Origin of the sequence: Methanococcoides sp. LMO-2 (assembly GCF_038432375.1) — an archaeon.
Taxonomy (GTDB): domain Archaea; phylum Halobacteriota; class Methanosarcinia; order Methanosarcinales; family Methanosarcinaceae; genus Methanococcoides; species Methanococcoides cohabitans.
Window position 1 is genome coordinate 321,637 of the sequence record NZ_JBCAUS010000002.1, and the last position, 13,366, is coordinate 335,002.

At 41.4% G+C, this 13,366-nt stretch carries 13 protein-coding genes; 8 read left to right on the plus strand and 5 right to left on the minus strand.

Annotation, left to right across the window (positions count from 1 at the left end; all coding sequences use genetic code 11):
• Nucleotides 1–128: 128 nt before the first annotated feature.
• Complete coding sequence (locus WOA13_RS01735; protein WP_342126282.1) at nucleotides 129–965, plus strand: MerR family transcriptional regulator; 837 nt, start codon at nucleotides 129–131, stop codon at nucleotides 963–965.
• 1,026 nt (nucleotides 966–1,991) lie between these two features.
• On the opposite strand, the gene WOA13_RS01740 is transcribed toward WOA13_RS01735, so the two are convergent.
• A complete protein-coding gene (locus WOA13_RS01740) occupies nucleotides 1,992–2,429 on the minus strand; it encodes a cupredoxin domain-containing protein (RefSeq protein WP_342126283.1) in 438 nt (145 codons plus the stop codon).
• Between the two features lie 226 nt (nucleotides 2,430–2,655).
• Between WOA13_RS01740 and WOA13_RS01745 the strand changes: the two genes are divergently transcribed.
• The 4 genes from WOA13_RS01745 (at nucleotide 2,656) to WOA13_RS01760 (ending at nucleotide 5,785) form a co-directional block, all read left to right on the plus strand.
• Nucleotides 2,656–2,940: a ferritin-like domain-containing protein gene (locus WOA13_RS01745; protein WP_342126284.1), complete on the plus strand. Its 285-nt coding sequence runs from the start codon at nucleotides 2,656–2,658 to the stop codon at nucleotides 2,938–2,940.
• A 12-nt stretch (nucleotides 2,941–2,952) separates the two neighbouring features.
• Entirely contained in the window at nucleotides 2,953–3,222 is a 270-nt protein-coding gene (locus tag WOA13_RS01750; protein WP_048205314.1) for a ferritin family protein, read from the plus strand.
• A gap of 151 nt (nucleotides 3,223–3,373) precedes the next feature.
• Nucleotides 3,374–4,864: a small ribosomal subunit Rsm22 family protein gene (locus WOA13_RS01755; RefSeq protein ID WP_342126285.1), complete on the plus strand. Its 1,491-nt coding sequence runs from the start codon at nucleotides 3,374–3,376 to the stop codon at nucleotides 4,862–4,864.
• Between the two features lie 315 nt (nucleotides 4,865–5,179).
• Nucleotides 5,180–5,785: a hypothetical protein gene (locus WOA13_RS01760; RefSeq protein WP_342126286.1), complete on the plus strand. Its 606-nt coding sequence runs from the start codon at nucleotides 5,180–5,182 to the stop codon at nucleotides 5,783–5,785.
• 242 nt (nucleotides 5,786–6,027) lie between these two features.
• On the opposite strand, the gene WOA13_RS01765 is transcribed toward WOA13_RS01760, so the two are convergent.
• The 3 genes from WOA13_RS01765 to WOA13_RS01775 form a co-directional block, all read right to left on the minus strand.
• Nucleotides 6,028–6,780, minus strand: coding sequence for an ABC transporter ATP-binding protein (locus WOA13_RS01765; protein WP_342126287.1), 753 nt, complete (start codon nucleotides 6,778–6,780; stop codon nucleotides 6,028–6,030).
• Nucleotides 6,780–7,871, minus strand: a complete 1,092-nt coding sequence (locus tag WOA13_RS01770; RefSeq protein ID WP_342126288.1) for a FecCD family ABC transporter permease — start codon at nucleotides 7,869–7,871, stop codon at nucleotides 6,780–6,782. Before WOA13_RS01770 ends, WOA13_RS01765 begins: the two co-directional genes overlap by 1 nt.
• Nucleotides 7,872–7,940: 69 nt before the next feature.
• Entirely contained in the window at nucleotides 7,941–8,999 is a 1,059-nt protein-coding gene (locus WOA13_RS01775; RefSeq protein WP_342126289.1) for an iron ABC transporter substrate-binding protein, read from the minus strand.
• A 328-nt stretch (nucleotides 9,000–9,327) separates the two neighbouring features.
• On the opposite strand from WOA13_RS01775, the gene WOA13_RS01780 reads away from it, so the two are divergent.
• Nucleotides 9,328–9,972 carry a MarC family protein gene (locus WOA13_RS01780; RefSeq protein WP_342126290.1) on the plus strand — a complete coding sequence of 215 codons (645 nt, stop codon included), beginning with the start codon at nucleotides 9,328–9,330 and terminating at the stop codon, nucleotides 9,970–9,972.
• Nucleotides 9,973–9,981: 9 nt separating this feature from the next.
• Here WOA13_RS01780 and corA read toward each other — a convergent pair whose 3' ends face one another.
• Entirely contained in the window at nucleotides 9,982–11,046 is a 1,065-nt protein-coding gene (gene corA, locus WOA13_RS01785) for a magnesium/cobalt transporter CorA (RefSeq protein ID WP_342126291.1), read from the minus strand.
• Between the two features lie 314 nt (nucleotides 11,047–11,360).
• On the opposite strand from corA, the gene WOA13_RS01790 reads away from it, so the two are divergent.
• Nucleotides 11,361–12,074 carry an ABC transporter ATP-binding protein gene (locus WOA13_RS01790; RefSeq protein WP_419095403.1) on the plus strand — a complete coding sequence of 238 codons (714 nt, stop codon included), beginning with the start codon at nucleotides 11,361–11,363 and terminating at the stop codon, nucleotides 12,072–12,074.
• 39 nt (nucleotides 12,075–12,113) lie between these two features.
• Nucleotides 12,114–13,364, plus strand: coding sequence for a COG1361 S-layer family protein (locus tag WOA13_RS01795; RefSeq protein ID WP_342126292.1), 1,251 nt, complete (start codon nucleotides 12,114–12,116; stop codon nucleotides 13,362–13,364).
• The last annotated feature ends 2 nt before the right edge of the window (nucleotides 13,365–13,366 follow it).

The window sequence follows — 13,366 nt, forward strand, 5'->3', positions numbered from 1 at the left end:
AAGCCTTATTTTAAGGTTCTGTTCTCTGTGTTTTTCACAACTCTCATCTTGCAGTTTGGTGGAAAACTCTACCCCGTGTCAGAAAAAATTCTCTTATATACTTTTGTACCAATTATCTCTTGAGCACAATGAAATTCGATCGAATACCAATTGGCAAATTCTCATTAATGACACACCTGACCCAAAAAGCTCTAAGATTATATGATCAAAAAGGGCTTCTTGTGCCCGAAGCAAAAGATGCTTTCACAGGTTATCGATGCTACACTTATTCTCAGATCGAGAGAGGTGTTAAGATTCGTCTGCTGTCCTGGATGGGATTCGGGCTTGATGAAATATCATCTTTACTTGATGCAGAGGATAATCGGGATGGGCAAGTGATTGATGAGATGATGCAAAAAAGATATACTGAAACCCAGCTGGAGATCCGGAGGCTTCAAAAAGTACAGAATCTTTTGCTCAATCAGACAGACAAACTGGAGTTGATTAGTATGTCAGTATCAGAACCAACAACAAAAGATATACCAAAAATACGTGTTCTCAGCATTCGTGAAACAGGGAGCTATGAAGAGACTATCGGAGTACTTATAGGTCAGTTGTTTGAATTCGTTGAAAGCTCAACCAGCACAAGTAGCAAAATAAAACTGACAGGTCCGGCAATGTTCCTTTGTCATGATGAGGAATATAGGGAAAACGATGCGGATATAGAGGTCTGCCTCCCTATTTCAGGAAGTGTCGATCTAAACGTGCCTTCCATTAACCTTACAACACTTCCTGATATCAAGGCAGTATCTGTGATCCACAAGGGACCATATCAGGAAGTTGATGTTGCTTATACTCGTATTTTTGAGTACATGGCTGAAAATGGTTTAGAGCAGGTAGGTCCATCAAGGGCCCTCTATCTTAATGATCCTAATAATGTTCAGGAGGAAGAATTATTGACGGAAGTACAGGTGCCGGTAAAGTAAGTTGAAGATAAATTAAATTACTTGAATAAAAATAGGTTGAAGGGGGAGGGGATTCGATCCCTTTCCAATCTCCCTTGAATTAAGGTTTCTGATTTTTAGGAATTTTATTGAACTTCGACTATGATCTCTCCTTCTATACAAGGGTGGAAAGTGAAGATATAGTCATAATTTCCTGCTTCTTCAAATGTAAAGCTTTGACTTTAGCCTTTTGAAAGGCTTCCTGAATCGAATCATATAAACACGATAAATGAGATTCGCTAATTCGATGGTCGGTGGTAATGAAAAAAGATTTACGCTTTTAAAACGAAAAGCTAATTTTATGATTTCTCAGTAACCTCGTTTTATTTGTGTAAACTGCTTTTTTAGATTGATCGATGTTGTGTTTTATGGAGACTAAAGATTGAAAATGCCTTCAATTAATCACCAAAGCTTTTCATAGCAATCTAAGCACAGGTGTAAAAGATGCTCATTTTCTTCTTCATAGAACTTGACTGGTATGGTATTCTTATGACAATTACATGCTTCACACTTCGGTACAAAGCTGGTCTTTTGTGGGGGATATTCATAGACTTTTATCGACTCACTGCCTCTTATGATTCTGCCCCAATCCTGCACGTTTCCTTTGTCAATGACTATCATTCCTTCAACACTCCCCATTTACTTAATTTAGATCTTTGAAGCAGAACCCCCCTGTTCAAAGATTGTTCAGATAGGTGAATCTCATTCAAGAAATTCATACCAAATAAACTATTTTTCAATTGTTACTATATATCTCTTTTGATACAAAATTTTCTATATTAATTAGAATATAAGTCAGACTGGTTGCGGAAGTCTATATCAAGTCTTGATATTTCGGGTCGGTTAAAGGGAAGGAACAATTGATACTTTCAATATATACAAGCATGAATGAGTTCAGTAAAAATCTAGAAAAATGAAATTTAATCCTGGCATACTTAAGAAAAAGAAAAGCTGATGTGGATGCTTTTCCATCAACTTATATCAAAGATCCAGTTGCATACAGTTCCATTAAGCTTCGACTAGGACCTCTCCTTTCATATAAGGATGGAAAGTGCAGATATAGTCATAATTTCCTGCTTCTTCAAATGTAAAACTGAAACTCTCATCTTTTGAAAGTCTGCCTGAATCGAATCCTTCCTCATTCGAGGTTGCAGTGTGTGGTGCTGAATCCATATTGATCCATGTGACCGTATCGCCAACCGATATCTGGAGTGTGGCAGGGTTGAACTTGAAATCTTCGATCAGCACCTCGTATTCCATTGAAGTTGTATCAGCAGTATCCTCAGCGACTTCCTCAGTTATCTCCATTTCCTCTTCTGGTATATCTTCGCCTATGTCTTCAGGTGTGCTTATTTCTGATTCAGGTGCCGGTTGATCCTCATATTGTGCACATCCGGCTACTATCAGTGTTGCCAGCAGGACGAAAAGTACAACTAATGCTTTCATTTGAAACTCCCCCTGATTATATTAACCGAATAAAGTTATGCTATCATTAATAATATGGATGTTGCTGAAGTTGATAACTAAAGATGTCCCTGCAAAATGTATTAATAATGCGACCATCGATATTTCATTGGGAGTTTGATCGGGTTTTTGTATTTTTGGTTATTGGAAATTTCCACAGGGGCCCGGTTCAATTAAAGCTGTAATTATAGAGTAACGGGGTGCAGAGATGTTATCAAAGATACCAATAGACCTTTCGACCGTAGCGCGTGAAGATATCAATAAAGAAATCCTCCGGGCTGCAGTGATCGCTGAACTGGATGCTATCAGCCTGTATGAGCAAATGGCTGCTCTTACAGATAACAATGAAGTAAAGCAGGTCCTTCTTGATGTTGCAAAAGAAGAAAAGACCCATGTTGGAGAGTTCCAGTCACTCCTGCTGAAAGAAGATGATCAGCAGGAATATGAGTTGAAGATGGGGCAAAAGGAAGTCGAAGAGATGCTCGAGAAATAAGGGGGTCTTCTAATGTTATCAGAAATACCTATCGATCTTGAAATAGTAGACAAGAAAGACATTGACAAGGAGCTCATGAGACTTTCCATGATTGCCGAGCTGGATGCCGTCAATCTATATGAACAAATGGCTGCACTGACGGACGATGAAGACCTTAAGCAGATCCTGCTTGACGTAGCAAGGGAAGAAATGATCCATGTGGCAATGTTCCAGACCGTCCTCATGGAAGTGGATGACGAATATTTGAAGGTGCTTGCAGAATACTCTCTTGCAAAAGAGTGAACATCTTTACCTTCTTCTTATTTCCTATTCCCATTCCTACTTTTGCTACTTTCTTTTTGTTTCTTTTTGATCTCTCATGTCCATTTTTAACTACAGGCCTCTTTCTTCTCCCCAAAATGCTTTAATTACTTGCGCTCCTTCCTGTCACAAGATGGCCAAAAATAATATCCTCTCCACTTTGAAATATGTCTCACGCATGAAAAAGGAGTTCATGCTATCGGAGATCAAGGACTATATAGAAGAAGAGATGTCGACACAGGACATTTACAAGGTCGTATCACCTTTTTTATTCGATCTGAAGATCAACGCAACTCCCATGGATGATGACTTCAGGATTACCCCGGGTCTCAGCAGGGAAAGGATGGAACTGTCAGATGAAGAGAAAGAGAAGATCCTGTCATTCTTTGGTTCTGCTGTTGTACCTGGCCAGCTTCAGAAGATCATTGAGAACTATATCACATTGAAAACTACCAAGGACTGGGATGATCCTATGGTCCTTGAAAAGATAAGAAAAGCGATAGTCGCTCAGAAGAATGCTTACTGGAAGTCTGGCAAGTCCAGGATCATTTCATATGAAAAGGGCTACAGTATCCTTGCTTATCTTGCTTACCAGTTCCCTGTATATTTTGTGCAGTTCGAGCATATCCTCCACAGCCTGGTATCCGATGGCATGTTGAAGAAAAGAATGAAGATCCTTGACATAGGGACCGGCCCGGGAACCGTACCTCTTGCCATCACTGATTTCTACAAGAGACTTGACAATGCAGAAGCAGCTATTCATAGTGTGGAGCTCTATGATGAGAATATCGAAGCATATGATGCCATCGTACCGGAATATGCAAAGAAGGTATCAGGATTAACAGTTGAAAAGCCAGTTAAGGCCAACCTGGTGGATCTCAAACCCGAGGATATCCCCGACAACATTGACCTCATGATATTCTCCAATGTCCTGAACGAGATACGTGAGCTTACCATCGACCAGAAAGCAGAACTTGTCAAGAAGCTGTCCTCTAAACTTGCAGAGGATGGTAATATAATTCTCATCGAGCCTGCCGACAGGGCAAATTCAACCGAGTTCAGGAAACTGACTCTTGCCCTTAAGCTTCAGGGTCTTGGTATATACAGCCCTTGCTCCTTTATCTGGTGCCAGGGATGCAAACCTGATGAATGCTGGAGCTTTGAGCAGAAGGAGGATATCAACCCGACACGTCTTATGAAAAAACTCGCAGATTGTGAGGAAGCTTTCCGTTATCTCAACACCGACATCAAGTATTCGTATGCTATAATGAGAAAGGACAATTTGTCAAGAGTAAGCTACAAGGTTCCCCTGAAATCAAAGTTTGCCCGTCTGGCAGATGTGAACAAGCACGTTGGGAAGCGCATAAATGTTGTTTGCTCCCTGATGTCCGGGGATCTTGGTGACAGTAAATACTCTGTCTATAAGATATGTGACGGCACTACTCGGAAACAGGTATATGCTTTATTACCTTCCCACCATGAAGTTCCTGAAAACGATCTCATTAAGACAGCGGGCTATGGGAATGTTCTTGAACTCTTCAATGTTCTTGTCAAGTACAATGAAGACAAGGATGCGTATAACCTGCTTCTGAGTAGGAACAGTACCGTTGCTAAAGTGGAATGATCTTTAGCATCATCGTTTTTTTATTTTCAGTAAACTTAACTTTACTTTTCTTTTTTCTCACTCTCTTCAGTATAAAATTCTCTTTAATTAATTATATATATTGTTTTAAATGTCTATTGCTGCCTTTTTTTAATAAAATATGCCGGCTTTTGATCTTTTCTCTTATATGCTCGGTCCAGCTTATCATCTATATGATTTTTGAAATCAAGGAAATAAGACTTAAATATCATTGAATTCTAATTAGTATATGTTGATTCCAGTTAGTGGAAATAATGGTATTTCATAGGGGGTTATGCCATATCATACGAAGACACAATGGACAAAGTAAGGATCAAACTAAATTCCACGAAAGGCATTGAACAAATTCTGGTTCTTAATTATGCGGACCGGATGAAGATCATTGATCTTGAGAGGGAAGATGAAAAGGCTAAATCGGTTCTTTTTGGTAAAAAGAACAATCTTGGGGTGAGGCAGGCTCTTAATTGTGATGTCCTGATGGCTTTCCTGACGAACAGGGAGTTTGGATGGCCGGAAAACGTCATCAAACTAATGGATGGGGATCAGATAATAGGCGGAGATGTTGCTGACCCTGTAAAACTTCAGAAATATCAGGATCACTCCGGTTACTGTGTTTTCGGAAATATCGTTGTAGAACTTAATAAATTGGCGAAGAAGGATCCTTCTGCTGATCCTATATGTATGGTCGTAGATCCAAAACCTTTCCCTTATATTGATCACATACCCGGGGTCTCTGATGCCCTCATGGCATCACCTTCCAGATTTACAGATGAATACTTGAGAATGAGGTCACAGTCCAAAGGTAAAAAGGGATGTGTCGGTACCTTCCTTTTAGGTTTTAATATTAACAGCCACCTCTTTTTGAACCATGCGGAGTGTGCTTCTGTCAGGGGCATTGTGTGACTTTTTTATTTCATTTAAAAGATGATGAATGGATGTGATTTTAACTTCCTTTACACATCCTTCAATTCTCTTTTTATTTCCCGAATTGATCTTCGTTTCACCATGATATAACTTTTTAATATTACGCAATAGCCATATGTTATTTCAAATCTGGTAATAATTATTTATTACTCACCTGTTTTAGATCAGAACTGTTTCCAGATGGATATTTCAAAATTGTAATAAAATAATATTACTATGAATCAGTCGTTAGGTATGACAATACGATATCCGTTCAGTTGTTCTACGGTGGCTGATACGCCATAGACCTGCTCAATGGTCTCCGGCACGACGATATCATGTTCTCCGTGAGCGAAGATCGTTCCGTCCTTCAGGAACATATACCTGTCCGCGAATCGGAGTGCAAGGTTAATATCATGCATTGTTATGACCGCAGATACGTTGTTCTCTTTCACTACCTGCCTGACCGTGCGCAGTATTTCCAGTTGTTTTTTGAGGTCCAGGCTGCTGGTAGGTTCATCAAGCAGGAGAAGCTTTGGTTCCTGGACAAGGGCTCTTGCTATTGCAACCCTTTGGAGTTCCCCTCCGCTCATTTCATTGATGTACCTGAGTGCCAGGTTCTCAAGTTCCAGCTTCATTATAACGGATCTGACGACCTTGTGATCTCTTTCTTTGATGTTCCATCCAATATGCGGTTTTCTACCGAGGAGGATCGCATCATATGCGGTCAGTCTCCCGGCTTCAGAACGCTGTGGAACGTACCCTATCCTTTTTGCAACCTCATGCTTCTCAAGGGAAAGGATCTCTTCCCCGTCAACAAATATTGTTCCTGTGGCAGGTGAATGTATTGCGTTGATACACCTGAGAAGTGTTGATTTCCCCACTCCGTTGGGACCCAGTATAGCAAGCACTTCTCCGGGCTTGAGGTTAAAGTGTATCTGTTCGAGCACTTTCCTTGTCTTGTAATTGAATCCTAGTTCTTCTACGTTCAACATTAGTGCTGATACCCCCTTATAAGCAGGTAAAGGAATAATGGAGCACCCATGAAAGCTGTCAGTATAGCCACAGGAAGCTCATGGGGTGCGAGCATGAGTCGTGCAGCGGTGTCCGCACCAAGTAGCAGCAGTCCGCCTGTGAGGCAGGATGCCGGCAGGAGGAATCTCTGCTCATCCCCGACGAACCTGCGTGCCATATGTGGGCAGACAAGTCCTACAAAGCCGATGACACCCAGGAATGCCACGATAAAGGCAGTCATCAGGGAAGCTACCAGCATTCCCCAGAGGCGTACTTTTTCCACGTTAACACCAAGCCCTCTGGCGGTCTCATCCCCTGCATCTATGGCATTGTAGTTCCAGCGGTTGATCAGGAAATAGATCATTGAGGGTACAACGATGGCTGTAAGTATTCCGAGGTCTCCCCAGTCGGCTCTTCCGACGTCCCCGAAGGTCCAGAAAACAACTGCTGCGAGTTGTACATCATCTGCAAAATACTGGAGGAACATTGTGCCTGCAGTAAAAAGGGATGCAAGGGCAACTCCGGTGAGGATCATTACCTCCGGGGAAGCGTTCCTGTACTTTGCAATGGCTATCAGGATAAATGTTGCTATCATGGAGAATATGAAAGCAACAGCTGTTGTCATGTACGGGTTGTTCAGCATTACAGCATCTGCTCCTGTGCTTCGCATTGTTCCGCTTCCAAGGACGATGACAGAGAATGCTGCACCGAAGGCTGCTGCATGTGAGATCCCCAGTGTGTAAGGGGAACCAAGCGGGTTGCGGAGTATGGATTGTAGCGCGACACCGGCAACCGAGAGTCCGATTCCTGAAACGATAGCTGCAAGTGCCCTTGGTAGTCTGATATTCCAGACGATGGTGGATATGTTGCCAACATCGTAACCAATGAGTGCTGCCACAACATCCGGGAATGATACGCTTGCTGCACCTACGGCTATGGAATAGATAAGTAACAGGAACAGAAGGATCGATGAGATGATCATAAAGGAGATCTTCTTTCTAATGTATCCCGTGTAACCAAAAGGAAGCGTATCTCCTTCCAGTTCATTCATTTCTCCTTCTATGAATTCCATTTTTTGCTCCATTAGTTCAGGAATTGGTTTTTCCTCACAGATTGTTCTCAAACATCATTTCACTGATCTTTAATCAAGGCCGATCTGTCCGAATCCTGCACTAAATCCGGAATTCAGGGCTTCGTATGCAGGCATTCCAAAGAGGAACACATAGATCTCATCTGCTTTTTCAGCAGGATCGATGTCCTGGAACCTGTCGGGATAGATGACTTTTCCGGAGTAATATGAAGCAGCAATGACTGATCCATGGTTGGTTGTGTACCAGTTGTAAGGCAGTACTCCGTAGACCTCTCCGTTCTTCACTGCTGTCAAAGATGTGTATGCAGGGTCGATCTTCAACTCATCTACTGCTGAAGGTGTGGTCTGGTATGTTGAGAGGTCGACAAAAATGATCTCAGGGTCCCATTCAATGATGGCTTCTTTTGAAACATCGGCATGTTCAGTTCCAAGGGCTGCTGCTACGTTATTCGCATTGATAAGGGTAAACGGAGGATAGGATGGTTCTGTTGACTGGAAACCGTGAGGACCCCTGTAGGCTATTCCTCCAACGTAAACGGATGCCTTATCCTCTTCAGGTATATCTTCGGTTCTTGATGTCAGGTCTGCAATTGCCATGTCGAAGAAATCTATTACCTCTTCTGCTCTGTCAGTCTTACCCATCACATCTCCCATTATTCTAAGTGAGAGGTACATATCGCTGCGATAGGTTGTAAGATCGCCATAATTAAGGGCCACTACAGGAATGCCTGTCTTTGCCTGGAGTTCATCTGCATCATTAGCTGACTTTACCTCTGTCCAGAAAATAACATCAGGATCTAAGGCTACGATCTTTTCGGGATCAGTGTTTCCTCTGTATTCGCCTATCAGGGGCATGTCCTGGAATTGTGGATTGGTAATCGCATAAGGTCTTCTGTTCTCATCTTTTCTCAGTTCGATGTCCTCAACACCAACTACTTTATCCTGAGCACCAAGATAGCAGATGTATCTTAATGCTCCGGGTCCCTGAGCAACTATTCTTTCAGGATCTGCCGGAAGTATTACTTCTCTTCCAAGTCCGTCTGTAATTGTTCGCATTTCTATGCTGTCTTCTGCAGATCCACCTGAACCTGAAAGGCAACCTGAACCCATGCAGGTTAACAGAATCATGAAAATTATTAATATTCCACTGTATGTTTTTATCTTCATATTTGCTACCACCATTATAGCTTCCTTTCTTCTGTTTTTGCATAGTAATGGCAAATGTTGGGATGCTATGTTTTCAGAAATATAGTTTATTAGTTACTACGAATTTTAATTTTTGTAATAATTTATAGCATATAATTTAAACTTTATGTTAATGGCGTTAACAGAACAAATAAATTAATTCAAACCTGGTGGCATGAAGCTCAAACAAAACTTTCTATAAAGCATATTCTTATCGCAGACCTTTTAAAATAGTATCTCGTTCTATCATTCGATGGACTTTCTGGGGTACTTTATCTATGTATTTATCACATTATTTGCTATTGTTAGCCCTCTTAGTGGAGTAATTACATTCATAACGCTAACTAATGGGTTAACACTGGATGAAAAGAATACGATCGCCAGGAAATCTGTCGCACTGGCTTTTTCTATTGCCATATTCTTCATTTTCACAGGAAATATCCTCCTTGATTTCTTTGGGATAGGTATTGATTCATTGAAAGTTGCAGGCGGTCTGTTGTTATTTGTTATAGCTTTCGATATGATGCAGGCAAAGATCTCAAGGGAAAGTATTACTGACAAGGAAATTGATGCATCCAGTGAGCGTGAGGACATATGGATATTCCCTATAGCAATGCCTATGCTTACCGGTCCTGCTACCATTACAACTGTTATAATCCTCACAGAATCAGCGGAAGTTGTGCCTCAAAAAGCGCTGATCATACTTGCGACAGTGCTGACCTATGCAGTAGCCCTGTTAATATTCCTCTTTTCAAGGAGGCTGCACAAAAGAATGGGTTACAACGGTATGCTTGTGATCACACGTCTGTTCGGTCTTTTCCTGGGTGCCATCTCAGTGAGTATGATAGCAAGTGGTGTTTGGGGACTTTATCTTATCATGTCCGGCCTTCCAGGTTGAAACTATATTTTAAAGCCATTTCAGTTTTCTGAAATAGCTGACCATTACAAAGGCCACAGTTATCATAATTCCCCATGCTGCGGCATATCCCCAATGCCATTTTAGTTCCGGCATATATTCAAAGTTCATGCCATATATTCCTGCAATGAATGTCAGTGGTATAAATATTGTTGCTATAATTGTAAGAACTTTCATTATCTCATTCATCTTGTTGCTAGCTGTTGAAAGATAAAGATCGAGCATTGTGGAAAGGACATCCCTGTATGATTCAATTGTATCCATAACCTGGATTATGTGATCATAGAGATCTTTCAGGAATAGTGAGGTTGACTCTTTGATCAATGGGGATTCATCTCTTTGCATAGCGTTTACAACTTCTCTTAGAGGCCAGACAAATTTTCGTAGAAAGATCACTTCTTTCTTTAACCGATGAATGGATTCGAGTGTTCTTGGTGTAGGTTTATCCAGGAGCTCATCATCAAGTGTTTCTACATTTTCACCTATTTTCTCAAGCATGATGAAATAGTTGTCAACTATGGAGTCCATGAGGGCATAAGCCAGATAGTCAGGTCCCTGTTTTCGAATTCTTCCTTTTGAGGACCTTAGTCTTTCTCTTACCGGGTCAAAAGTATCTCCGATTACTTCCTGGAAAGATATGACAAAATTAGAGCCAAGTACAATACTTACCTGTTCAGTTATAGTCTCTTCTTCTTCCTTATCATATTGTAGCATCTTCAGAACAATATAGATGTAGGAATCGAAGATCTCTACTTTCGGTCTTTGATCAGTGTGGACTATATCTTCAAGAACAAGGGGATTTATTCCAAATTGAGTACCTATTTTTTCTATCAAATCGACCTGATGTACTCCACAAATATTGATCCATGTAACAGTTTCACTATCTTTAAATGGATAAGCTTCTTCGATCTTATCAACTGTAAGTTCCTGAAAATTATCTACATCATAATCAATAACGGTAATTTTCGGTTCAGTAAGTTGCTTTTTTCCAAAATGGATCAAGGTTCCTGGTGCAACACCCGCTTTTCTGGATCCCAAATGGACTATTTTAGTCATGTTATCCCCTTTACTACGAAATTAATTTTGCTTTTTCTGCTATAAATAATTACGTATGTTGTGATGTTTGAAGAGGAATATTGATCGATCACTTCTCTTGACCCTTTTTCTTTTTCTTATTTTCATTTGCGTTTACTATGGCTTTTTTATCAAGTATGCTAATCCTTAAATAAGCAGAAAACCAACTATTATTGTAAAGTTATTGCAATAGAATGCTATTGTTGAGGAAAACGGCGTTTATATTTTAGGTAGATATGTAACTGAATTCCCTTGACAATTGCTTATGTTCTTTTAGAGGTGAAGATTTGGAAACGATCCCGATAGAGAATTTAGGAGATAAAGCTGTTGTAAGGGCTACTAATGTCTGTCGTGATTACCTGGTTGGTGAGATGACGATACCTGTTCTTAAGAGCGTGAACCTGCTTGTCAAAGAAGGGGAATTTGTAGCTATCATGGGGCCTTCCGGTTCCGGCAAAAGCACACTGATGAACCTTATAGGATGTCTGGACAGACCTACATGTGGTAGTGTGGTCCTTATGGGGAAGGATGTGAACAGGATCTCTGACAATGAACTGGCAAGGCTCAGGGGACTGGAGATAGGCTTTGTGTTCCAGAGCTTTAATCTTGTACCAAGACTTACGGCTCTAGAGAACGTGGAACTTCCTACTTATGCCAACAGCAGGTCGGGTGTTGACAATCGAAAACATGCAATGGAGCTTCTGGAGCTGGTCGGTTTAGAGGACAGGATGAACTACCGTCCCACCGAACTTTCAGGAGGTCAGTCCCAGAGAGTTGCTGTTGCACGCTCTTTGATAAATGACCCGTCGCTGATCCTTGCTGATGAACCTACAGGCAATCTCGATTCAAAAACCGGGAAGGAGATCATGGACCTTTTTACTGATCTCAACAAAAAGGGGCGTACAATAATTATGATAACGCACGATCCGAACCTTGCAGAAAAGTATGCTGATCGTGTGGTTTACCTGAAGGACGGTTATATTGAAAGTAATAATGATGTTGCTAACTGATAATATGGTGGAACTAATACTGAAAAGGTGGAGGATATTGTGAAAATATATAAAAGATCTGTAGGGATATTAATTGCATTGATGCTGCTTCTTGTTGCTGCTGTTCCCATGCAGGCAAGCGCTGCAACCTCAAGTAGCAGTACATTGAGAGTAGATCTGTTGAAGTACGATCCATATCCTGCAGAGATCGGATCTTATGTGGATGTCTGGATCAAGGTCGAGAACTTTGCTTCCGGCTCTACTGAGGACGTTTCGATCAAGATGGAACCTGAGTATCCTTTTTCACTGGATTCTGAGAAAAATGCCATAAAGAATTTTGGTATACTGCCACCTGACCGTGCAGCTATCCATGAGTATCGTCTTTATGTGGATGAAGGTGCAAGAGCAGGCACCGGTAGTTTTGATATTTTGTATCGTGCAGGTGATGACTTCACCTGGCAGAAAGAAACCTTTGAAATAAAAGTCGGCTCCACCACTTTTGATAGCAAAGGCACAGTTGCTCTATCCAATGTAATATCTTCACCTGAAGTTCTTATGCCAGGTGATGACGGCAGCATAAGTTTTACTCTTACAAATACTGCTCAGCAGAGCACGATCACTATAGATGGTGAAAGTTATGATACCTATGCAAGGGTACAGTCAGCAACTCTTGTAGGTACAGACATGATAACCGTGACAAGCCCGCCATATGAAGGCAAAGGTGTGCTGGGTCCGGGTGATTTCGTACAGGTCACTTACAATATGGAGATAAGTGATTCCATCGAGGATGGCACATATTTCCTTGACCTTGTCATGATAGGCAATTCCCATTCATTCAACAATAACTGGATGGTACCTGTTGTTGTGGACTCTTCTGCGGTAAGGGTCATCCCTTCAGTGCCTCTTGTTCTCAAGAACGGCCAGGCCGACCTTGAGTTTGATGTTGCTAACATTCATCCCAATGAGCTCTCATCTGTACTGGTAAAAATGGAAGCAGATGGCGTTGAGTTCCTTCCACAAGAATATTTTGTTGGTTCTATGGACCCTGACGAACTGTTTACAATTGAGATCGAAGCACAGGCAGATGATCCTAAAGCCACCGGTGAGGTCAACCTGACCATATATACGGAATACAGGAATGGTCTTAACGAACACGAGGAATCTCTGGGTGAACGTGTCCTTAAGCTGGAGCAGGTCAAGGAAGACAATGACAGCAATGCGATCGTCATCCTTCTGCTAGGAGCTATCATTGTGGGTACTGCCTACTACATGTACAGGAAGAAGGGCCTGAGGATCTCTATGGAAAGCTGAAA

What these genes read in the sequence shown, in the direction of transcription:
- WOA13_RS01735 (WP_342126282.1), top strand. Translation starts at nt 129, where the DNA reads ATGAAATTCGATCGAATACCAATTGGCAAATTCTCATTAATGACACAC.
- WOA13_RS01740 (WP_342126283.1), bottom strand. Translation starts at nt 2,429, where the DNA reads ATGAAAGCATTAGTTGTACTTTTCGTCCTGCTGGCAACACTGATAGTA.
- WOA13_RS01745 (WP_342126284.1), top strand. Translation starts at nt 2,656, where the DNA reads ATGTTATCAAAGATACCAATAGACCTTTCGACCGTAGCGCGTGAAGAT.
- WOA13_RS01750 (WP_048205314.1), top strand. Translation starts at nt 2,953, where the DNA reads ATGTTATCAGAAATACCTATCGATCTTGAAATAGTAGACAAGAAAGAC.
- WOA13_RS01755 (WP_342126285.1), top strand. Translation starts at nt 3,374, where the DNA reads ATGGCCAAAAATAATATCCTCTCCACTTTGAAATATGTCTCACGCATG.
- WOA13_RS01760 (WP_342126286.1), top strand. Translation starts at nt 5,180, where the DNA reads ATGGACAAAGTAAGGATCAAACTAAATTCCACGAAAGGCATTGAACAA.
- WOA13_RS01765 (WP_342126287.1), bottom strand. Translation starts at nt 6,780, where the DNA reads ATGTTGAACGTAGAAGAACTAGGATTCAATTACAAGACAAGGAAAGTG.
- WOA13_RS01770 (WP_342126288.1), bottom strand. Translation starts at nt 7,871, where the DNA reads ATGGAATTCATAGAAGGAGAAATGAATGAACTGGAAGGAGATACGCTT.
- WOA13_RS01775 (WP_342126289.1), bottom strand. Translation starts at nt 8,999, where the DNA reads ATGGGTTCAGGTTGCCTTTCAGGTTCAGGTGGATCTGCAGAAGACAGC.
- WOA13_RS01780 (WP_342126290.1), top strand. Translation starts at nt 9,328, where the DNA reads ATGGACTTTCTGGGGTACTTTATCTATGTATTTATCACATTATTTGCT.
- corA (WP_342126291.1), bottom strand. Translation starts at nt 11,046, where the DNA reads ATGACTAAAATAGTCCATTTGGGATCCAGAAAAGCGGGTGTTGCACCA.